This window comes from Streptomyces sp. SCSIO 30461 (assembly GCF_037023745.1).
GTDB lineage: Bacteria > Actinomycetota > Actinomycetes > Streptomycetales > Streptomycetaceae > Streptomyces.
Map to the genome: position 1 here is coordinate 7,523,810 of NZ_CP146101.1, position 20,366 is coordinate 7,544,175.

A 20,366-nucleotide genomic window follows, 5' to 3' on the forward strand; every position below is an offset into this window, starting at 1 on the left:
CCACCACCAGTAACACCCAACCTCACGCCATCACTTTCCGTAATCATCGAGGAGCCGCGTCCGTTCGGCCGAATCCCGCTCGCGGGCACCGGCCGGCCACGATGTCGTCGGGTCATGCACATATCCGGGCCGATGGCCGCTCTCACCGCCGCAGCCGCCCTCAGCTACTCCCTGAGCGCACCGACCGACGGCGCCCCCGCGGCCGCGGTGGAGCTGGACTGGCAGCCCTGCGTCCAGGCCAGTCCATACAACTGTGCGACCGCGACGGTGCCGCTGGACTACGCCGAACCCGGCGGGCGGGCCATCGAGCTGGCGGTGGTGAAGCGCAAGGCAACCGGCCCGGGGCGGCGCATCGGAACGCTGTTCTTCAACCCGGGCGGCCCCGGCGGACCGGGCACCATCCAGATGCCGCAGTTGTACGACGCCTTCCCGCGCGAGGTACGGGAGCGGTTCGACATCGTCAGCTGGGACCCCCGCGGGATCGGCAGCAGCACCGCCGTGAACTGCTTCGCCAGTCCCGCCGACGCCACGGCATGGGCGGCGCGCAAACCGGCCGGATTCCCGGTGGGCGAGCAGGAGCGGAGGACCTGGATCACCGCGTACCAGGATCTGGCCCGCCGCTGCCACGAGCGGGACCCCGAACTCCTGCGGCATGTGTCGACCGCCGACACCGCCCGCGATCTCGACCGGCTGCGCCAGGCGGTGGGCGAGCGGCAGCTCAGCTACCTGGGGATCTCATACGGAACCTATCTGGGCGCGACCTACGCCGGCCTCTTCCCCGGCAACATCCGCGCCATGGTCCTCGACAGCAATGTGGACCCGCGCGCCTGGACCGGCGACACGGACGACGACTCCCCCCGGACGACCACCTTCCTGCGGATGGGGTCGGACCGCAGCGCGGCGGCGGTCCTGGACAGGTTCCTCACCCTGTGCGGGTCCACCGATAGCGCCCACTGCGCCTTCTCCGCGGGCAGCCCCCGGGCGACACGAGAGAAGTTCGACCGGCTGACGCGCCGACTGCGGGAGCACCCCGTGGGCGGGTGGACCTACGGCCGCACGGCCGGCGACACGATCAACAGCCTCTACGCGGTCCACCCCGGCTGGGCCGACCTCGCCGGGCGCCTGCAGGAGCTGTGGCTCGGCCGCGCCCCGCAGCCCGCCGCGCAACCGCCCGCGCAACCGGTGCGCGAGCCGGAACCGTACCTGGGCGATGAACAGGCGGCAGCCGTGCTGTGCTCCGACAGCCCCAACCCTCGTGACACGGGTGCCTACCACGCCCTTGAGGAGGCCGGCGCCCACCTGACGGGTGACGCGGGGCGCTACTGGACCTGGGCGGCGGAGCCCTGCGCTTCCTGGCCGGCAGTCGCCGCCGACCGCTACCGCGGGCCGTGGGACAAGCCGACGGCACACCCGGTACTGGTGATCGGCACCACTGACGACCCCTCGACTCCCTACTGGGGAGCGCAGGCCATGGCCGCGACCCTGGCCGACGCCCGGCTCCTCACGCATGACGGCTACGGGCACACCGCGCTGGTCAACCCCAGCAGCTGCGTCAAGGCACATGTGAGCCGCTACCTGATCGGCGGCGGCCTCCCACCGAAGGGCACGAGGTGCCGCCAGGACGGGACTCCGTTCTCCGAGTCACGTCCGGTCGGCGGGCTCGCCACCGGCGGCGGCGGGACGGCGGGCGACGCCGCACCGTGACCGCCGCCAGTTGCCCGGCAGCGTACGGCCCCCTGCACATGCCCGACCCCAACCCGAACAGGACACCGACCAAAGCCACTCCGGCAGGCCGCGTGGATCAGCGCCCCCCACGTGGGTGACCTACTTCGACGAGACCAAGCTCATTGTCGACACCGGCATCACACACGGGCAGCTCGGCGAGGCAGCGACCGCTGAGCCTCTGATCGCCGACGCCTTGAGGCGGGAGAACAGTGCCAATCAGCGAGGACGCGCATTCCACGCGTTCTGGCTCGCCCGGACACAACTCAGCCTCGGCAAGTTGGACCAGGCGTGCCAGACGGCGACGGACGCATTGGGGCCCGCTTCCTCGGTCGCCTCAGAGCGTGTGGCCGGGCACCTGCGCGAGTTCTATGACGAGCTTGCCCCGTACCGGCGGGAACCCGTAGCCGTGGCTTATCTGGACACTTTCATGGTCTCCGGGAGGGACTCACACGGCCGTGTGTCACTCCCCCGAGGCGATCCATGTCCGACAGTTTCTGCCGTTCACAACTGCGTGTTCAGCTTGCCGGCCGCCAGTTCGGAGCGGACCAGTTCAAGCAGCCGTCCCATCCAGTTGCGGCCATCCAGTCCGTGCTGGCCCCAGAACGTCGAGTCCATATCGTCGTAGATCACTCGCGTTGTTCCCGTGCTCGTCAGTGCTTCGGCGAGGTCGGGGTGCTGGTTGAACTTCGCACGCAGCAGGTCCGCCATGATCGCCATCCGTGCCTGGGGCCAGCCGTCGCGCAGGGTGGCGCTCTTGGCAAGTTTCTGCGCGGCGTACGGGGTGCCAGCACGAAGGATCTCAGCCTGACGAGGCTCCTCGACAACCGACAGCGCCCAGTAGGCATGCGTGACGGTCGGGTAGGTCAGATCACCTACAGTAACGGGCGCGGGGAACTCGTTGCGCAGCACCAGTTTGCCTGGATCCTGCGGCCAGCCGCGCGGAAAGACCGTGTGGTTAATGAGGACGCTGGTCTCGACGGGTTCTGTCTGGCCGTCCACAGGCGTCTTGTCGGCGAAACGCTGGCGCTGCTGCTCCCGGTCGGTGAAGTACTGCAGGGCCTCGGCATGCATGTCCCCGGTGACTACTTCGTCCTCACCGTGGACTTCGAGCGGCTGCCCGGGTCCTGCCACCAGCACCCGCAGCGGCCAGTCCTTGGAGTCCATGTCACCGAGGGCGTAGATCCGCAGGTGTTCGGGGATGGCTTCGTAGGCTTCGCGAAGCGCCGCCCGATTGTCCTCAGTCGGCTGGCTCAGGAAGGTGTCCAGGGTGGCCAGGCAGCGTGCCGTGGAGTCCGGTCGGCCGTTGAGCTGGTCGATGTCGTCGCGGACCTCGCCGAGCAGCATCTCGGGGGTCAGCCACATCTCCGGCTCGGCGAACGTCCACGATGCGAGGTGATGGGCCGATGCCTGAGCGCCGTCAGCCAAGTCGGTGGCCACCCAGCCGGATGCGAGCTTGCCGGCGAACTCCTCCAGGGTCACCAGCCCCCAGCAGTCGACCATCCCGTCGGCGTAGATCAGCAGGTCGGTGAGGAAGTACGTCCCCGCATTGCGGATGAAGGCGTGCCGCCAGGTTCCCTCGATGCGTTCGCCATCCACGTTCCGCCATGTCCACCGTCGTATCGCCATGGCCGACAGGGTAGTGGTTTCCGCGATCACGTGATCGGTCCGGCGACGCTGTGTGGTTGGCTCGTCGCGGGGTTCGCCGAGGTCATCCAGGAGGCCGGCGATGCGGTCGGCGATCCGCTGGTGGCGTTCGATCTCGCGGTCCCAACCACGGTCCCGGGCGTCGGCGATCAGTTGCCGTTCGACGCAGAGGCGTTCCCGCAGCCGGGGCGCGTACTGGGGTGTCGTGACGAACTTTGCGCAGCTCAGGTAGAGGTCGCACTCGCAGGGACCTTCCTGGGGCAGGCGCAGGCAGCGGCCGAGTTCGAGTTCGGTCTTGTAGAAGTTGGTCTTGAGTCAGTCCAGCGCGTCCTGGTCGAGTTGTCCGGAGGGCAGGGTGTCGGCGAGCGGACCGGCGATGACCGCGCCGGGCGTGAGCACGGCCTGGTAGTCGGCCAGGACCGTGGGGTCGGAGATGTGCGTGTAGGTCATCGACATGCCGGGGCTCTTATGGCCGAGGACCTTCATGATGGTCTGCATGCGAGCCCCCTTCTCGGCAAGCTGGGTGCCCAGGGTGTGCCGGAAGCGGTGGGGGTGGATCGCGGGTTTGCCCACGCCGTTGAGGATGCCCAGCTCCTGGCAGATGGCGCGCAGCGGGTTGGCGAAGAGGTAGTCGGGGCCCGCGAGGCGGCCGTTGCGCAGGAACAGGTAGCGCACCGGGCGTCCGAGATCGGGGTCGTGGATGCCTCGGTCGTGCTGGGCCTGCCGCAGGGCGACAAGCGCGCGGATCGCCTCGGCGGCCTCCTCGTGCAGCGGAACGGTGCGTTCCTTGAGGGCCTTGCCGGCCGCGAGTCGCAGCCGCGGGGTGCCGTCCGGGTAGGCGTCGAGGCAGCCACCACAACTAAGCAGCGACAGACTACTGGGGGAGCTCCCACGCCCACGCGTCCGTGATGAAGCGGTGCCGCCACATCATCAGGATCTCTCGCTTGTCGTTGATCACGACGGCCACGGCCAGGTGCCGGAGCTTGACGACGTGGCACTCTCACCGGCGCCCGTCCGGTTGCTCCACATCGGTCAACCACAAGTTGACCCACTGGTTCTCGTAGATCGGACGTTCCCCGTGGATCTTCCACTGCATCGCTGCTGCCCCTCTCGATCAGCCCCAGCATCGCAGAGGAGGTCCCCTCGGGGGCCACGTTGAGACGAATTCGCGTCAGCTTGACGAATACAGGAACGGCGTGCAGGTGCTGACCCGAGGCCAGCCGTCAGAAGATCGGCCCGCAATCAGCGGGGACAACAAAGCCCCGGACACAGAGTCCGGGGCCTGTCGATCAGGTGGAGTGCTGGACGTCAGCCCTTGACGCAGATGACCTGCTTGAGCTTCGCGACGACCTGCACAAGGTCCTTCTGCTGATCCATCACCTGACTGATCGGCTTGTACGCAGCCGGGATCTCATCCACGACACCGGAGTCCTTGCGGCACTCGACGCCCCGCGTCTGCTCTTCCAGATCCTTCGTGGAGAACTTCCGCTTCGCCGCGTTCCGGCTCATCCTTCGGCCAGCACCGTGCGACGCCGAGTTGAACGACTTCGAGTTGCCCAGGCCCCGAACGATGTACGACTCCGTACCCATGGACCCGGGGATGATCCCCCACTCCCCCGAGCCCGCACTGATCGCTCCCTTACGGGTGACCAGCATGTCCATGCCCTCGTACCGTTCTTCACTGACATAGTTGTGGTGGCAGCTGATCACGCCAGGGCGGTACTCAACGGTCCTCATCCGACCTTCGGCATCTTCCTGCTGGCAGGAGATCACCGGCTCGAAGGTCACCCGTGCCTTGCGGAATTCACGGCGGACGACCTCCTGGAACAGCCCCATCATGATCGCGCGGTTGTAGCGCGCGTACTCCTGCGCCCAGAACAGGTCGTTTCGGTACGCCGCCATCTGCGGGGTGTCCGCGACGAACACCGCGAGGTCGCGGTCGATCAGGCCCTGGTTGTGCGGAAGTTTCCGGGCCTCGCCGATGTGGTACTCGGCGAGCTCCTTGCCGATGTTTCGCGAACCCGAGTGCAGCATCAGCCACACCGTTCCGCTCTCGTCGACGCAGAACTCCACGAAGTGGTTTCCCGCACCGAGCGTGCCCATCTGCTTGGTGGCCCGCTCGCGGCGGAACTTCACGGCGTCGGCCACATGGTCGAAGCGGGACCAGAAGTCGCCGAAACCACTCGCGGGGAACCCGTACACCCGGCCCGGGTCGACAGGGTCCGCGTGCATTCCGCGGCCCACCGGGATGGCCTGCTCGATCTTGGAGCGCAGTCGGGACAGGTCGCCGGGCAGGTCGTTCGCGGTCAGCGAGGTCTTCACGGCCGACATACCGCAGCCGATGTCGACGCCGACGGCGGCGGGGCAGACGGCGCCGTGCATCGCGATCACCGAGCCAACCGTCGCGCCCTTGCCGAAGTGGACGTCGGGCATCACCGCGAGGCCCTTGATCCAGGGCAGTGTGGCGACGTTGCGCAGCTGCTGCATCGCGACGTCCTCGACCGTGGCCGGGTCCGTCCACATCCGGATCGGGACCTTCGCTCCAGGCACCTCTACATACGACATATCCACTCGATTCCCCCGAAAAGCTTTATAACGCAAATCCGCGTCCAGGGCCGACAAAGGGGATGGGCGACCGGCGTTCACGGCTGCGCGTGCGATACACATTGTGTCCACCGGCCCGCAGCGGGCGGCAAGCAGTTTTCCCGCGACAGGCCCCGGCAGACCCGTCCGCAGACCGGTCCGCAGCCCCGTCGGCAGACCCGCAGACGGGGCCCGCGAACGGACTCGCGGCGGACCCTGCGAGCTGAGCAGCCCATCGGCGCGGGACGAGAGAAGAGGAGCGGCACTGTGCAGCGCAAGGCGGCAAAGGCGTACGTACCCGCGCTGGCGGCGCTCCTCGCCGTGCTCGCCGCCGGCTGCACCTCGGGGGCCGGCGACAGTAGGTCCGGCGACGACACCAAGCCGGGCAGCTCCAAAGCCCCTGCCGCCGCCCCCGGCAAGTACCGCACGCTCTACGAACCCTGCGGAGCGGTCCCCGCAGCCACCCTCCTGGAGATGCTCCCCGGCGCGGCCGAACTGCCCGCGGACCAGCAGTCGAAGGCCGTACAGGGCACGCCCGCCATCACCTACGACACGGACCGCAGGGTCGGATGCAGTTGGAAGGCCGACGGCACGGAGGCCTCACACCGGTTGCGGATCGACGTCGAGCGCGTGGTGTCGTACGACCCCGCCGTCAGCGACGACGACCAGGCACAGGGGGTCTACGCCCGCAAGCAGGAGGCGGCACAGCTCCCCGCGCCCGTCGTCGGCCCCCGCGAGGAGACGGCCCAGCGGTCCGGGACCCCCGGCGGCTCCACGAGCCCTGCGGGCGGCACGACCCCGGGCACCCCCGCGCCCGAGGAGAGCCCCTCGGGCGCACCCCGCGCCGCGAGCTCTCCGAGCACCTCCGGCTCCCCGGACGCGACGGCCACTCCCGACGGGCTCGAACCCCGCGAGCTCGACGGACTCGGCGACGCGGCATTCATCGACGATGTCCTCACACGCTCCGGTTCCACCGCCCAGCGCCGCACGGTGAGCGTGGTATTCCGCACATCCAATGTGATCGTGACCGTCGAGTACGCGGAGCAGCCCGGCCGCATCACGGAGGTGCCCGACAGCGGGGAGCTCCAGGAAAAGGCGCAGGCCCTGGCCCGGAATCTGGCCGAGCGCTTCAACGACTGACCCGCCCGCACCCCCCTCGCGCGAGGCGCGGCGGGCCACGGTCGGCGCCAGGTCGCGATCTTCCCCGACACCGCCGCCCGCGTAACGTGTCCGGCGTACCGTGGCCGCACCCGCCGGCTCGCACCGGCGGACCGTACGACTCACGACTGAAGGAACCATGCACCGATCAGCCCCGCGACTCACCCGCATACTCGCCTGCGCCGCCGTCCCGGTGATGCTCGTCGTCGCCGGCTGCTCGTCGGATTCGGACACTGAGAGCAAGACGGGTAAGTCGGGCAATTCCCCTGGCGGCTCGTCCCAGCAGTCCCCGGCCCCCAAGGAGTCGGCCGCGACCGTCGCGCCGGCGAAGTACGCCAAGCTGCCCGCCCCGTGCAAGTCGCTCAGCACCAAGACCGTCGAGGACCTGGTGCCCAAGGTCAAGAACAAGGCCGGCACCGAGGGCACCTCAAGCGACTCCGGCCTCCGCGGCGGCTGCTCCTGGAACGGCCTTGAGGACAAGGGCGTCAAGGGCTCGAACTACCGCTGGCTCGACGTCTCCTTCCTCCGCTACGAGTCCGACGCGAGCCTCGGCAGCGGCCAGCAGCGCGCCCAGGAGGCGTTCAAGAAGGCAGTTGCCAAGACCGCGGCCACGGACGGCGCCAAGAAGGTCGCGAAGTCCACTGCCACGGGCGTGGGTGACGAGGCGGCCGCGGTCGCGTTCGAGCTCAAGAAGACGGACGAGACCTTCAGGTACGCGACCATCGTGGCCCGCACCGGCAACATCGTGGTGACCCTCGGCTACAACGGCGCCGGTTACGCCGGGGCCAAGTCGCCCGACGCCGGCGACCTCATGAAGGACGCGGTCAAGGCGGCCAAGGAAGCGACGTCCGCGGTCGCCGCGGCCAACAAGTAGCCGCCGCCGACTCACCGGCGCCCCGGGGCCGGGTGCCGTGCCGGCCCGGCCCCGACGTCCAGGGGGGCACGCGGGCGGTCGGCGGGCATCGCCACCTGCCTGGAGGCCCGGGTTCCGGAAACATGTGCCAGGCTTGGCCCGCGTCCGGGCACGGGGCACGCGCCCATGGCGCACCGGGTGGCCCGGATGGGCGGTGCGGTCTGAGCGCCGGAACTGGATATCGGGCTTGATGGGAGGGGGTCGCGGGTGGCCGCGATGCAGCTGACACGCACGCACCGGATACTGATCGGCGTCGTCGTGGCCGGTGCGGTGATCATCGCCGGGATCGGCTTCGCCGGGTCGTACGCCGCCGTGCGCGAGCTTGCCGAGCAGAAAGGATTCGGCAGCTTCTCCCTCGTCTTCCCGATCGGTATCGACGCGGGCATCTGCGTACTCCTCGCGCTCGACCTGCTGCTGACCTGGATCCGTATCCCGTTCCCGCTGCTTCGCCAGACGGCGTGGCTGCTGACAGCCGCCACGATCGCGTTCAACGGCGCCGCCGCCTGGCCGGACCCGCTGGGCGTCGGCATGCACGCCGTGATCCCCGTGCTGTTCGTGGTCTCGGTCGAGGCCGCGCGACACGCGGTCGGCCGGATCGCGGACATCACCGCCGACAAGCACATGGAGGGCGTCAGGCTCACCCGCTGGCTGCTCTCACCGGTGCCCACCTTCCGACTGTGGCGCCGGATGAAGTTGTGGGAACTGCGCTCCTACGACCAGGTCATCAAGCTGGAGCAGGAGCGGCTGATCTACCAGGCGCGGCTCCAGGCCCGGTTCGGCCGGGCTTGGCGGCGCAAGGCCCCGGTCGAAGCGCTGATGCCGCTGCGGCTGGCCCGCTACGGTGTACCGCTTGCCGAGACGGCCCCGTCCGGGCTCGCGGCAGCCGGAATCGACCCCGTACTGCTGCCGCCGAACCCGGCGGTCACCGCGGCTTCGGCGCCGGAACTCGAACCCACCAGAGCAGCCCAAGCCCAGGCGCAACCCCGGGCCCAAGCGCCGGTCGCAGGCGCCGAGCAGGACACGAGCCAGTGGTTCGCCACCCCCAAGAACGTCGAGTACCAGGGCGGCTACGACCCGAACTTCGAGCAGCCCACCTACACTCCGGTCCCGGAATACGAGGCTTGGTACGAGGAGCAGCCGCAGCAGGTCCCGGTCCCTCGGCAACGCACTGCAGAGCCCGCGACCTCTCCCGCGCCCCAGCCCGCACCCGAGGCCGCGTCCGAGGCCGAGGCGCGGTTCCGGGTTCCGAACGGGGCAGGCGGCACGCGCCCCCTGGGTGAGGGAGTGCAGGAAGCACTGCCGTCGGAGGAGAACCTGTACCAGGTGTTCCGGCAGTCGATAGAGGGCGAGGGCATGCCGACGCCCGGCGCGTTCGCGTCGAACGTCGAGGCCGCGTACGGGCTGCGCCTACCGGCCCGCGATCTGAGCCAGCACTACGAGCGGTTCGCGGCACGCCTCAACAACGAACTGATGGAAGACCACATCGCCTGAGGCCTGCCCGCTGACGGCGGTTCTCCTCCCACGGACGACCTCGGACGACCTCGGACGACCATGCTCTCCAGCCTCGGCGAACAGCGGCGGCACCGTGGGGCGCGCGTGCGGCACCGCTCCGGATCCGTGAGCCGCGCCGATGTGCCCTCACCGGACATCCCACCGCTGGACGGACCATGCGCGGACAGCGGACAAGGGCCCCGGTCGCACCGCGTCCCGGTGCGACCGGGGCCCTTGCGGGCACGGCGTCAGGCCGCGAGCAGCTTGCGCACCCGGTCGGCGCCCACGGCGAGCAGCAGCGTCGGCAGCCGGGGGCCGGTCTCCCGGCTGACGAGCAGGCGGTAGAGCAGGGCGAAGAAGGACCGCTGGGCGACCTTCAGCTCCGGGGTGGGCTTGGCGTCAGGCGCCAGACCCGCCATGATCTTCGGGACGCCGTAGACCAGCGTCGTCAGGCCGTCGAGCGACCAGTGCGAGTCCAGGCCGTCAAGCAGCAGCCGCAGTGACTGCCGGCCCTCGTCGTCCAGCGAGCCGAGCAGCTCGGTGTCGGGCTCGGAGCGCACGACGGTGCGGGCGTCGGCGGGGACCTGGGTGGTGATCCAGTTCTCCGCGCGGTCGAGCCGGGGCCGGACGACGTCCAGGGAGCTCAGCGGGTTGGCCGGGTCGAGCTCGCTGAGGATCCGCAGGGTCTGCTCGTCGTGGCCGGCCGTGATGTCCGCGACCGAGGCGAGCGTGCGGTACGGCAGCGGGCGCGGGGTACGCGGCAGCTCGCCCGCCGCGGTACGGACCGCGCGCGAATGCGCCGCGGCGTCGGCCGGGAGCGCCGAACCGTCGGCGACCTTGCCCTCCAGCTTGTCCCACTCGTCGTACAGGCGCTGGATCTCCTGGTCGAAGGCGATCTTGAAGGACTGGTTGGGCTTGCGGCGTGCGTACAGCCAGCGCAGCAGCGGCGCTTCCATGATCTTCAGCGCGTCGGCGGCCGTCGGCACCCCGCCGCGGGAGGACGACATCTTCGCCATGCCGGAGATCCCCACGAAGGCGTACATGGGGCCGATCGGCTGGACTCCGTCGAAGATCTCACGGACGATCTGCCCGCCCACGACGAAGGACGAACCGGGCGAGGAGTGGTCCACACCGCTGGGCTCGAAGATCACGCCCTCGTAGGCCCAGCGCATCGGCCAGTCGACCTTCCAGACCAGCTTGCCGCGGTTGAACTCGCTCAGCCTGACCGTCTCGGAGAAGCCGCAGGCCGTGCAGGAGTACGTCAGCTCGGTGGTCGCGTCGATGTACGAGGTGACCGTGGTGAGGTCCTTCTCGCAGTTGCCGCAGTACGGCTTGTACGGGAAGTACCCCGCGGAGCCGCCGCTGCCGTCGTCCTCGCTCGCCGCTCCGGAGCCCTCCGCGGCCTCCAGCTCGGCCTCGTCCACCGGCTTCTGCTGCGGCTTCCTACCGGGAGCCTTGCCCTTGGTGCGGTACTGGTCGAGGATCCCGTCGATCACGACGCGCTGCTTCATGGCGTGCAGGATCTGCTCGCGGTAGGCACCCGTGGTGTACTGCTCGGTCTGGCTGATCGGGTCGAACTCGACACCGAGCTCGGCCAGTGACTCGACCATCGCCGCCTTGAAGTGCTCGGCCCAGTTCGGATGCGGCGAGCCCTCGGGGGCGGGCACCGAAGTCAGCGGCTTGCCGATGTGCTCGGCCCAGGCGGACTTGTCGATGCCCGGGATGCCGTCCGGGACCTTGCGGTAACGGTCATAGTCGTCCCAGGAGATGACATGACGGACTTCGTGCCCACGCCGGCGGATCTCGTCGGCGACCAGGTGCGGCGTCATCACCTCACGCAGATTGCCCAGATGGATGGGGCCGGACGGGGACAGGCCAGAGGCAACGACGACCGGTTTCCCGGGCGCACGCCGTTCCGACTCGGCGATGACATCGTCCGCGAAACGGGAGACCCAGTCGGTCTCGGTGCTGCTCTGAGCCACGATCGGCACGTCCTTGGATGCTCGGGCGAATGCTTGGTAGGGCGGGTATGGGGCTGGTGCGGGACCTGTGTGGGACTTGCTCCCCGCTCCCGGGGCTGAACCCTGTCGAGTCCGGCTCGGTCATTCTCCCAGACGAATCCGTGGGCCCGGAGGTTGTCCACAGGGCACCACGAGCCCGATCGCCGCGTCACGCGGTTTTCCACAGGAGCAGCGAGGGCGGGAGAAACGGGTTGCCACCCCGTGGGACACTTGACTACCGATTCAGTCACCGGCCGGACACGGTCGGCGCCCCTCATCGACAACCGACAGGAACGGAAGCTCATGGCCTCGGTCCCTTCCCTCGCTTCGACCGTGCAGCAGCGCCTCACGGACGCCCTTTCGGCAGCTCTGCCGGAAGCCGGCTCCGTCGACCCGCTGCTGCGACGAAGCGACCGGGCCGACTTCCAGGCCAACGGCATCCTGGCACTCGCCAAGAAGCTGAAGGGCAACCCGCGCGAGCTGGCGACCAAGGTGGTCGACGCGATCCCGGCCGGTGACGTGCTGAAGGACATCGAGGTCTCCGGACCCGGCTTCCTGAACATCACGATCTCCGACGAGGCGATCGTGAGGACCCTCGCCGCCCGGGCAGCCGACGACCGCATCGGCGTTCCGTTCGCGGCCGGCGCCGGCACCACGGTGATCGACTACGCCCAGCCGAACGTGGCGAAGGAGATGCACGTCGGCCATCTGCGTTCGGCGGTGATCGGCGACGCCATGGTGCAGATCCTGGAGTTCACCGGCGAGAAGGTGGTCCGGCGGCACCACATCGGCGACTGGGGCACCCAGTTCGGCATGCTCATCCAGTATCTGATCGAGCACCCGCACGAGCTGGACCACGAGGACGAGGCCGCCGTCTCCGGCGAAGAAGCCATGTCCAACCTCAACCGCCTCTACAAGGCGTCGCGGGCTCTGTTCGACTCCGACGAGGAGTTCAAGGAGCGGGCCAGGCGCCGGGTGGTGGAGCTCCAGTCCGGCGACCGGCAGACACTCGCCCTCTGGCAGAAGTTCGTGGACGAGTCGAAGATCTACTTCTACTCGGTCTTCGACAAGCTCGACATGGACATCCGCGACCCCGATGTCGTCGGCGAGTCCGGCTACAACGACATGCTGGCCGAGACCTGCCGGATCCTCGAGGAGTCGGGGGTCGCCGTGCGCTCCGAAGGCGCGCTGTGCGTGTTCTTCGACGATGTGAAAGGACCGGACGGCAATCCGGTGCCGCTGATCGTCCAGAAGTCGAACGGCGGTTACGGCTACGCGGCCACGGACCTGTCCGCGATCCGCGACCGGGTGCAGAACCTCGGCGCCGACTCCCTGCTGTACGTGGTGGACGCCCGGCAGTCGCTGCACTTCAAGATGGTCTTCGAGACCGCCCGCAGGGCCGGCTGGCTGAACGACGAGGTCAAGGCCGTCCAGCTGGCCTTCGGCACGGTCCTCGGCAAGGACGGCAAGCCGTTCAAGACCCGCGAGGGCGAGACGGTGCGGCTGGTCGACCTGCTGGACGAGGCGATCGACCGGGCCACCTCCGTGGTGCGCGAGAAGGCCGGCAAGGTCGGCCTGAGCGAGCGGGAGATCGTGGAGAACGGCGCGCAGGTCGGCATCGGCGCGGTGAAGTACGCCGACCTGTCGACCTCGGCGGTGCGGGACTACAAGTTCGACCTGGATCAGATGGTGTCGCTCAACGGCGACACATCCGTCTACCTCCAGTACGCGTACGCCCGAATCCGGTCGATCCTGCGCAAGGCGGGCGACGCGAAGCCCGCCGCGCACCCGGAGCTGGAGCTCGCCCCGGCCGAGCGCGCACTCGGGCTGCACCTGGACCAGTTCGGCGAAGTGCTCGCCGAGGTGGCCACCTCGTACGAACCGCACAAACTGGCCGCGTACCTCTACCAGCTGGCCACCCACCTGACGACCTTCTACGACCAGTGCCAGGTCATCAGCGCGGACAACACGGTGGAGGTCTTCGAGAACCGGTTGTTCCTGATCGACCTGACCGCCCGCACGCTGCACCAGGGCATGGCGCTGCTGGGCATCCGGACCCCCGAGCGCCTCTGACGCGGCGGCGCCGGTCGGACACACGACACAGGGCGGCCCCCGGCAATCGAGTATCGCCGGGGGCCGCCCTGTGTCCGGCACCTGTCCGGTCGCCGATCGGTCACCTCACCTCAGGGGGTGCGCGGAGCGACCCGTGGCCTCCTCTATCTCGTCATGCGCCTTGTCCAGCAACTGGCTCGCGATGTCCTTCAGCGCCCGGCCGCCCGCGATCTCCTCGCCGACTCTGAGCTGTCCCGGGTCGGAGGGGTGACGGTTGGCGTTGCCATGGCCCCGCACCTCCGTACCGTCGGCGAGGCGGAGCATCGCGGCGGCCTTCGTCTTGTCGCCGTCCTCACGGAATTCCATCTCGACATGCCATCCGGTGAGCGTCTCCATGAGAGATCACCTCCAGCGGTATCACTCACCACCAGTTCCCAGAGTGCGCCGTCCGGCCGATGATCACCACGTCACTGGGCGACCCACTCCTTCTTGTCGGGCCAGTAGTCGTACACCTTGCGCGCCCCGATCGCACGGGGTGCTGAAGGGTTTGCCGCCCCTGCCTTGATGATCACCGTGTCCTTCTCGTCGCCCCTGGTCCAGCCGAGCGCCCTCAAACGTCGGGCGTCGGGCATCAGATGCCCGACGCCGGACACGGTCGAGAGATGTCAGTCGCGGTCGAGCTTCTGTGCGACCTCCGTCGCCCAGTACGTCAGGATCATCTGCGCACCCGCCCGCCTGATCCCCGTCAGGGCCTCCAGGATCGCCTTGTCGCGGTCGATCCAGCCCTTCTCGGCCGCCGCCTCGACCATGGCGTACTCACCGGAGATCTGGTACGCGGCCACCGGCACGTCCACCGCGTCCGCCACCCGTGCCAGCACATCCAGATACGGCCCCGCGGGCTTGACCATCACCATGTCGGCGCCCTCCTCAAGGTCGAGGGCCAGCTCGCGCAGGGACTCGCGCAGATTCGCCGGGTCCTGCTGGTAGGTCTTGCGGTCGCCCGTCAGGGAGGACCCGACGGCCTCGCGGAACGGCCCGTAGAAGGCCGAGGAGTACTTGACGGTGTAGGCGAGGATCGAGACGTCCTCCTTGCCGATGGTGTCCAGGGCATCCCGGACTACACCGACCTGACCGTCCATCATCCCGCTGGGGCCCACCACGTGGACGCCTGCATCCGCCTGGACCTGCGCCATCTCGGCATACCGCTCCAGTGTGGCGTCGTTGTCCACCCGGCCATCGGCGTCCAGCACACCGCAGTGGCCGTGGTCGGTGTACTCGTCCAGACACAGGTCCGACATGATCACGAGCTCGTCGCCGACCTCGTCCTTCACGGCTCGGATGGCGGTCTGGAGGATGCCGTCCGGGTCGGTGCCCGCGGTCCCCGCCGCGTCCTTCTTGGCGTCCTCAGGCACACCGAACAGCATGATCCCGGAGACACCGGCTTCCCGAGCCTCGACGGCGGCCTTACGCAGCGTGTCCAGCGAGTGCTGGACCACTCCGGGCATCGCAGCGATGGGCACCGGCGCGCTCACCCCCTCCCGGACGAACGCGGGAAGGATGAGGTCCGCCGGATGGAGCCGGGTCTCGGCGACCATGCGGCGCATCGCGGGGCTGGTACGCAGCCGTCGCGGCCGCGCGCCGGGAAAGGATCCGTACACAGTCATACGGCCCACGTTACGCCCGTCCTGTGCGCGCACTTACCGACAGTGCGCCGGTGCACCCGCGGCCCCACCGCCTTCACGACGCCACGGACGACGACGCGCACGAGTGCCCATACGCACGGACACATGCGCGGACGTGCACAAGGACCCACACGGCGCCGTATATGACGAAGAGGCCACGGGGGCATGCCCGTGGCCCCTCACACGCCACTCAGCTCACGTCGTACGCCGCCGCCGCGCACCCGGCCGCCGCTCGCTCGGCCGGGTCACCGGGTCGCCCGCCTCGAGAGCGGCCTCCCGGCGCTGTGCGCCGAACTGCGCCAGCGCCTCAGCCAGCTTGTGCACCGAAGGCTCGGGCGACAGCACGTCCACCCGCAGCCCGTGCTCCTCCGCGGTCTTGGCGGTTGCGGGGCCGATACAGGCGATCACGGTGACGTTGTGCGGCTTCCCGGCGATGCCCACCAGGTTGCGCACCGTCGACGACGACGTGAAGAGCACGGCGTCGAAACCGCCGCCCTTGATCGCCTCACGGGTGTCCGCCGGTGGCGGCGAAGCCCGCACCGTGCGGTAGGCCGTGACGTCGTCGACCTCCCACCCGAGCTCGATCAGACCGGCGACCAGGGTCTCCGTGGCGATGTCGGCCCGCGGCAGGAACACCCGGTCGATCGGGTCGAAGACCGGGTCGTACGGCGGCCAGTCCTCCAGCAGTCCGGCCGCCGACTGCTCACCGCTGGGCACCAGGTCCGGCTTGACGCCGAAGTCGATCAGCGCGTGCGCGGTCTGCTCGCCCACCGCGGCGACCTTGATCCCCGCGAAGGCGCGGGCGTCGAGCCCGTACTCCTCGAACTTCTCGCGCACCGCCTTGACCGCGTTGACGCTGGTGAAGGCGATCCACTCATAGCGACCGGTCACCAGGCCCTTGACCGCTCGCTCCATCTGCTGGGGCGTGCGCGGCGGCTCGACGGCGATCGTCGGCACCTCGTGCGGCACAGCGCCGTATGAGCGCAGCTGGTCGGAAAGCGAGGCCGCCTGCTCCTTGGTCCGCGGTACGAGCACCCGCCAGCCGAACAGCGGCTTGGACTCGAACCACGCGAGCTGCTCACGCCGGGCCGGGGCACTGCGCTCGCCGACCACGGCTATGACCGGCCGGTGCCCCTCGGGCGACGGGAGCACCTTCCCCTGCTTGAACACCTGGGCGATGGTCCCGAGCGTCGCCGTCCACGTCCGCTGCCGCGTGGTCGTACCGGCCACGGTCACCGTCAGCGGGGTGTCGGGCTTGCGCCCGGCCGCGACCAGCTCGCCTGCCGCGGCGGCCACCGCGTCCAGCGAGGTGGACACCACGACGGTGCCGTCCGAGGCGCCGACCTCGGTCCAGCAGCGCTCGTCGGCCGTTCGCGCGTCGATGAAGCGCACATCGGTGCCCTGGCCGTCGCGCAGTGGCACACCCGCATAGGCGGGCACACCCACGGCGGTGGCGACACCGGGGACGACCTCGAACGGGATGCCCGCGGCTGCGCAGGCGAGCATCTCCTGGCCTGCGTTTCCGTCGAGCCCGGGGTCACCGCCCACCGCACGCACGACCCGCTTGCCGCCCCGTGCGGCCTCCATGACAAGATTGGCCGCATCCCTCAACACAGGGACATCAGCGGTTGTTGACGCCTCGTCAAGAACCGTCAGCTCCGGCGTGCTCACGCCTGCCCGCGCATGGCCGCGAACGACCTCCAGGACATCGGGCTCGGCGATCAGTACGTCCGCGCCCGCCAGCGCCTCGACGGCGCGCAGCGTCAGCAGCCCCGGATCGCCGGGACCGGCGCCGAGGAAGGTGACATGGCCCCGTGCGGAGAACGCCGAAAAGGCGGATGTGGCAGTAGTGGTGGGGCTCAAAGTGCTCGCTCCCCCATAAGACCGGCCGCACCCTTGGCAAGCATCTCGTCCGCGAGTTCGCGGCCGATGGCCACGGCTGCGTCATGCGACATGGGTACGGGACCGGTGGTGGACAGCTGCACCAGCGTCGAGCCGTCGGTGGTACCGACGACTCCGCGCAGGCGCAGTTCATGAACATCCTGTGCGTCGGCCGACAGGTCGGCGAGTGCACCCACAGGTGCGCTGCAACCGGCCTCCAGGGCGGCGAGCAGGGAACGCTCGGCGGTCACGGCGACCCGGGTGTCCGGGTCGTCGAGTCCGCCCAGCGCGGCGGCCAGGTCGGTGTTGCCCGAAAGGCATTCGACCGCCAGAGCGCCCTGGCCGGGGGCGGGCAGCACGGCGTCGACCGACAGGAAGTCGGTCACCTCGCTGATCCTGCCGATACGGTTCAGCCCGGCCGCGGCAAGCACCACGGCGTCCAGCTCCCCGTTCCGCACGTATCCGATGCGGGTGTCGATGTTCCCCCGGATCGGCACGGTCTCGATCTCCAGCCCGAGCGCCCGTGCGTGAGCGTGCAGCTGGGCCGTCCGCCGCGGCGAGCCGGTGCCGATCCTGGCGCCGTTCGGCAGCCGGTCGAAGGTCAGCCCGTCGCGTGCGATCAGCACATCCCGCGGGTCCTCGCGGAGCGGGATCGCCGCCAGCGTCAGCTCGTCGGGCTGCGCGGTCGGCAGGTCCTTCAGCGAGTGCACCGCGAAGTCCACCTCGCCGGCGAGCAGCGCGTCCCGCAGCGCGGTGACGAACACGCCGGTGCCACCGATCTGCGCGAGGTGCTCACGGGACGTGTCGCCGTACGTGGTGATCTCGACGAGCTCGACGGGTCGGCCGGTCAGCCGGGTCACCGCCTCCGCCACATGCCCGGACTGAGCCATGGCGAGCTTGCTGCGCCTGGTCCCCAGCCTCAGAGCCTTGCCGGCCCTCTCGGCCTTCTCGGTCATACTCGCCCTCGGTTCTTGACGTCGGCGTCGTTCAGGTCGGCCCGGCTGACGGCGGCGACCGTCTCCGGGTCGAGGTCGAAGAGTGTGCGCAGCGCGTCCGCGTACCCGGCGCCGCCGGGCTCGGCCGCGAGCTGCTTGATCCGTACGGTGGGTGCGTGCAGCAGTTTGTCGACCACGCGGCGCACGGTCTGGGCGACCTCGGCACGCTGCCGCTCGTCCAGGTCGGGGAGCCTGCCATCGAGGCGGGCGACCTCACCGGCGACCACGTCGGCGGCCATGGCACGCAGCGCGACCACGGTCGGGGTGATGTGCGCGGCGCGCTGGGCCGCGCCGAACGCGGCCACCTCGTCGGCGACGATGGTCCGCACCTGGTCCACATCGGCGGCCATCGGAGCGTCCGCCGAGGCTTCGGCGAGCGACTCGATGTCCACCAGCCGGACCCCGCCGATGCGGTGTACGGCAGCGTCGATGTCACGGGGCATGGCGAGGTCGAGCAGCGCGAGCGGTGCCCCGTCGCCGTGTGCCTCGCGGTTCTTCAGCGCGGCCTCGACCGCTTCCACACCCAGCACCAGGCCGGTCGCACCGGTGCAGGAGACCACGATGTCGGCACGTGTCAGCTCGTCACCGGCCGCCGCCATGTCGGCGGTGCCGGCGCGCACGCCCGTACCGCCCGGCTCGGTCAGGATCCGGACCAGCCGCTCGGCACGCTCACGGGTCCGGTTGGCGACGACCACCTCGGCCACTCCGGCGCGTGCGAGAGTGGCGGCGGCCAGCGAGGACATCGACCCCGCACCGATGACCAGGGCGCGCTTGCCCCGCGCCCAGGCGTGCACATCGGCACCCTGGGCGAGCTGTTCGAGCCCGAAGGTGACGAGGGACTGCCCGGCCCGGTCGATCCCGGTCTCGCTGTGGGCCCGCTTGCCGACCCGCAGCGACTGCTGGAAGAGGTCGTTCAGCAGTCGGCCCGCTGTGTGCAGGTCCTGGCCGAGTGCGAGGGCGTCCTTGATCTGGCCGAGGATCTGGCCCTCACCGATGACCATGGAGTCGAGTCCGCAGGCCACCGAGAAGAGGTGGTGGACGGCGCGGTCCTCGTAGTGCACGTACAGATAAGGGGTCAGCTCTTCCAGGCCGACGCCGCTGTGCCGGGCGAGCAGCGTGGACAGCTCGGCGACCCCTGCGTGGAACTTGTCGACATCGGCGTACAGCTCGATGCGGTTGCAGGTGGCGAGCACGGACGCCTCGACGGCGGGCTCCGCGGCGAGGGTGTCGTGGAGCAGCTTGACCTGCGTGTCCGGGGACAGTGAGGCACGCTCCAGCACGCTGACCGGGGCGCTGCGGTGACTGAGTCCGACGACCAGGAGACTCATGCCGGCATCACGGCGGGAACATCCCCGTCGGGTCCTTTCCGGCCGGATCCGGTGGTGGTTGCCGTGCCCGAGCCGGTTCCGGCATCGGTGCTCGGCCCGGCGCCCGCCGCGGCCCCGGCACCTGCGGCGTCCTCGGGGTTCCCGGGGTTCGCATGACCCCCGGCGGGCGCGGCCACCGGCGGTACGGCGGCGGGCGCCTCGCCGTCCGTGTCCTCGCCGGCCTTGCGCTGCTCGTGGAACGCGAGGATCTGGAGTTCGATCGACAGATCGACCTTGCGTACGTCGACCCCGTCCGGCACCGAGAGCACGGTGGGCGCGAAATTGAGGATGGAGGTGACACCCGCGGCGACCAACCGGTCGCACACCTGCTGGGCGGCCCCCGCGGGCGTCGCGATGACCCCGATGGAGACGCCGTTCTCCGAGATGATCTTCTCCAGCTCGTCCGTGTGCTGGACCGGGATCCCGGCGACAGGCTTCCCGGCCATCGCCGGATCCGCGTCGATCAGCGCGGCCACCCGGAAGCCCCTGGAGGCGAAGCCGCCGTAGTTGGCGAGGGCGGCGCCGAGGTTGCCGATCCCGACGATCACGACCGGCCAGTCCTGAGTCAGGCCGAGCTCGCGGGAGATCTGGTAGACGAGGTACTCGACGTCGTAGCCGACACCGCGGGTCCCGTACGAGCCGAGGTAGGAGAAGTCCTTCCGCAGCTTCGCGGAGTTCACCCCGGCGGCCGCGGCCAGTTCCTCCGATGAGACCGTGGGCACGGAGCGCTCCGACAGCGCGGTCAGCGCGCGCAGGTACAGCGGAAGCCGGGCGACGGTGGCCTCGGGAATTCCTCGGCTACGAGTCGCCGGTCGGTGAGTTCGGCCAGTTGCCACGGTGCTCCTGCGGGATGAGCGAGGCTGTAGGCGGCCGTA

The 20,366-nt window shown here is 69.7% G+C and carries 16 protein-coding genes and 2 pseudogenes; 6 read left to right on the forward strand and 12 right to left on the reverse strand.

The window, feature by feature from the left end; genetic code table 11:
* Nucleotides 1-132 precede the first annotated feature (132 nt).
* Nucleotides 133-1,704, forward strand: coding sequence for an alpha/beta hydrolase (locus tag V1460_RS33825; protein WP_338677399.1), 1,572 nt, complete (start codon nt 133-135; stop codon nt 1,702-1,704).
* Between the two features lie 91 nt (nt 1,705-1,795).
* A pseudogene (locus V1460_RS33830) lies at nt 1,796-2,140 on the forward strand (hypothetical protein); the annotation flags it as partial.
* An 86-nt stretch (nt 2,141-2,226) separates the two neighbouring features.
* Here the strand turns inward: V1460_RS33830 and V1460_RS33835 are convergent.
* The 4 genes and pseudogenes from V1460_RS33835 to V1460_RS33850 all read right to left on the reverse strand — a co-directional run bounded on the left by V1460_RS33835 (nt 2,227) and on the right by V1460_RS33850 (nt 5,934).
* Nucleotides 2,227-3,351: an NADAR family protein gene (locus V1460_RS33835; RefSeq protein WP_338677400.1), complete on the reverse strand. Its 1,125-nt coding sequence runs from the start codon at nt 3,349-3,351 to the stop codon at nt 2,227-2,229.
* 333 nt (nt 3,352-3,684) lie between these two features.
* Nucleotides 3,685-4,242, reverse strand: coding sequence for a tyrosine-type recombinase/integrase (locus V1460_RS33840; protein WP_338678323.1), 558 nt, complete (start codon nt 4,240-4,242; stop codon nt 3,685-3,687).
* Between the two features lie 7 nt (nt 4,243-4,249).
* A pseudogene (locus V1460_RS33845) lies at nt 4,250-4,465 on the reverse strand (NUDIX hydrolase); the annotation flags it as partial.
* A gap of 212 nt (nt 4,466-4,677) precedes the next feature.
* Entirely contained in the window at nt 4,678-5,934 is a 1,257-nt protein-coding gene (locus V1460_RS33850; protein WP_338677401.1) for an RtcB family protein, read from the reverse strand.
* Nucleotides 5,935-6,219: 285 nt separating this feature from the next.
* On the opposite strand from V1460_RS33850, the gene V1460_RS33855 reads away from it, so the two are divergent.
* The 3 genes from V1460_RS33855 (at nt 6,220) to V1460_RS33865 (ending at nt 9,514) form a co-directional block, all read left to right on the forward strand.
* Entirely contained in the window at nt 6,220-7,092 is an 873-nt protein-coding gene (locus tag V1460_RS33855) for a DUF3558 domain-containing protein (protein ID WP_338677402.1), read from the forward strand.
* 157 nt (nt 7,093-7,249) lie between these two features.
* Nucleotides 7,250-7,984 (forward strand): DUF3558 domain-containing protein, encoded by a 735-nt coding sequence (locus V1460_RS33860; protein WP_338677403.1) that lies wholly within the window; start codon nt 7,250-7,252, stop codon nt 7,982-7,984.
* A gap of 255 nt (nt 7,985-8,239) precedes the next feature.
* The gene (locus V1460_RS33865) at nt 8,240-9,514 is read left to right on the forward strand and encodes a DUF2637 domain-containing protein (protein WP_338677404.1); all 1,275 of its coding nucleotides are present in this window, start codon (nt 8,240-8,242) and stop codon (nt 9,512-9,514) included.
* Nucleotides 9,515-9,762: 248 nt separating this feature from the next.
* Here V1460_RS33865 and lysS read toward each other — a convergent pair whose 3' ends face one another.
* Nucleotides 9,763-11,505, reverse strand: a complete 1,743-nt coding sequence (lysS, locus tag V1460_RS33870; protein ID WP_338677406.1) for a lysine--tRNA ligase — start codon at nt 11,503-11,505, stop codon at nt 9,763-9,765.
* Between the two features lie 312 nt (nt 11,506-11,817).
* Between lysS and argS the strand changes: the two genes are divergently transcribed.
* Nucleotides 11,818-13,587, forward strand: a complete 1,770-nt coding sequence (gene argS, locus V1460_RS33875) for an arginine--tRNA ligase (RefSeq protein ID WP_338677407.1) — start codon at nt 11,818-11,820, stop codon at nt 13,585-13,587.
* A 105-nt stretch (nt 13,588-13,692) separates the two neighbouring features.
* Here the strand turns inward: argS and V1460_RS33880 are convergent, their stop codons facing one another.
* From V1460_RS33880 to V1460_RS33910, 7 genes are all read right to left on the reverse strand, one after another.
* Entirely contained in the window at nt 13,693-13,962 is a 270-nt protein-coding gene (locus tag V1460_RS33880; RefSeq protein WP_338677408.1) for a DUF1876 domain-containing protein, read from the reverse strand.
* 71 nt (nt 13,963-14,033) lie between these two features.
* On the reverse strand, nt 14,034-14,219 hold the full coding sequence (locus tag V1460_RS33885; protein ID WP_338677409.1) for a hypothetical protein: 186 nt from the start codon (nt 14,217-14,219) through the stop codon (nt 14,034-14,036).
* 12 nt (nt 14,220-14,231) lie between these two features.
* Complete coding sequence (hemB, locus tag V1460_RS33890) at nt 14,232-15,230, reverse strand: porphobilinogen synthase (RefSeq protein ID WP_338677410.1); 999 nt, start codon at nt 15,228-15,230, stop codon at nt 14,232-14,234.
* A gap of 213 nt (nt 15,231-15,443) precedes the next feature.
* The gene (locus V1460_RS33895) at nt 15,444-17,111 is read right to left on the reverse strand and encodes a bifunctional uroporphyrinogen-III C-methyltransferase/uroporphyrinogen-III synthase (RefSeq protein ID WP_338677411.1); all 1,668 of its coding nucleotides are present in this window, start codon (nt 17,109-17,111) and stop codon (nt 15,444-15,446) included.
* Nucleotides 17,108-18,085: a hydroxymethylbilane synthase gene (hemC, locus tag V1460_RS33900; protein WP_338677412.1), complete on the reverse strand. Its 978-nt coding sequence runs from the start codon at nt 18,083-18,085 to the stop codon at nt 17,108-17,110. The genes V1460_RS33895 and hemC overlap by 4 nt, the downstream gene beginning before the upstream one ends.
* The gene (locus tag V1460_RS33905) at nt 18,082-19,452 is read right to left on the reverse strand and encodes a glutamyl-tRNA reductase (RefSeq protein WP_338677413.1); all 1,371 of its coding nucleotides are present in this window, start codon (nt 19,450-19,452) and stop codon (nt 18,082-18,084) included. The genes hemC and V1460_RS33905 overlap by 4 nt, the downstream gene beginning before the upstream one ends.
* Nucleotides 19,449-20,327, reverse strand: a complete 879-nt coding sequence (locus V1460_RS33910; protein ID WP_338677414.1) for a redox-sensing transcriptional repressor Rex — start codon at nt 20,325-20,327, stop codon at nt 19,449-19,451. The genes V1460_RS33905 and V1460_RS33910 overlap by 4 nt, the downstream gene beginning before the upstream one ends.
* Nucleotides 20,328-20,366: the final 39 nt, after the last annotated feature.

What these genes read in the sequence shown, in the direction of transcription:
- V1460_RS33825 (WP_338677399.1), top strand. Translation starts at nt 133, where the DNA reads ATGGCCGCTCTCACCGCCGCAGCCGCCCTCAGCTACTCCCTGAGCGCA.
- V1460_RS33835 (WP_338677400.1), bottom strand. Translation starts at nt 3,351, where the DNA reads ATGGCGATACGACGGTGGACATGGCGGAACGTGGATGGCGAACGCATC.
- V1460_RS33850 (WP_338677401.1), bottom strand. Translation starts at nt 5,934, where the DNA reads ATGTCGTATGTAGAGGTGCCTGGAGCGAAGGTCCCGATCCGGATGTGG.
- V1460_RS33860 (WP_338677403.1), top strand. Translation starts at nt 7,250, where the DNA reads ATGCACCGATCAGCCCCGCGACTCACCCGCATACTCGCCTGCGCCGCC.
- V1460_RS33865 (WP_338677404.1), top strand. Translation starts at nt 8,240, where the DNA reads ATGCAGCTGACACGCACGCACCGGATACTGATCGGCGTCGTCGTGGCC.
- argS (WP_338677407.1), top strand. Translation starts at nt 11,818, where the DNA reads ATGGCCTCGGTCCCTTCCCTCGCTTCGACCGTGCAGCAGCGCCTCACG.
- V1460_RS33880 (WP_338677408.1), bottom strand. Translation starts at nt 13,962, where the DNA reads ATGGAGACGCTCACCGGATGGCATGTCGAGATGGAATTCCGTGAGGAC.
- hemB (WP_338677410.1), bottom strand. Translation starts at nt 15,230, where the DNA reads ATGACTGTGTACGGATCCTTTCCCGGCGCGCGGCCGCGACGGCTGCGT.
- hemC (WP_338677412.1), bottom strand. Translation starts at nt 18,085, where the DNA reads ATGACCGAGAAGGCCGAGAGGGCCGGCAAGGCTCTGAGGCTGGGGACC.
- V1460_RS33905 (WP_338677413.1), bottom strand. Translation starts at nt 19,452, where the DNA reads ATGAGTCTCCTGGTCGTCGGACTCAGTCACCGCAGCGCCCCGGTCAGC.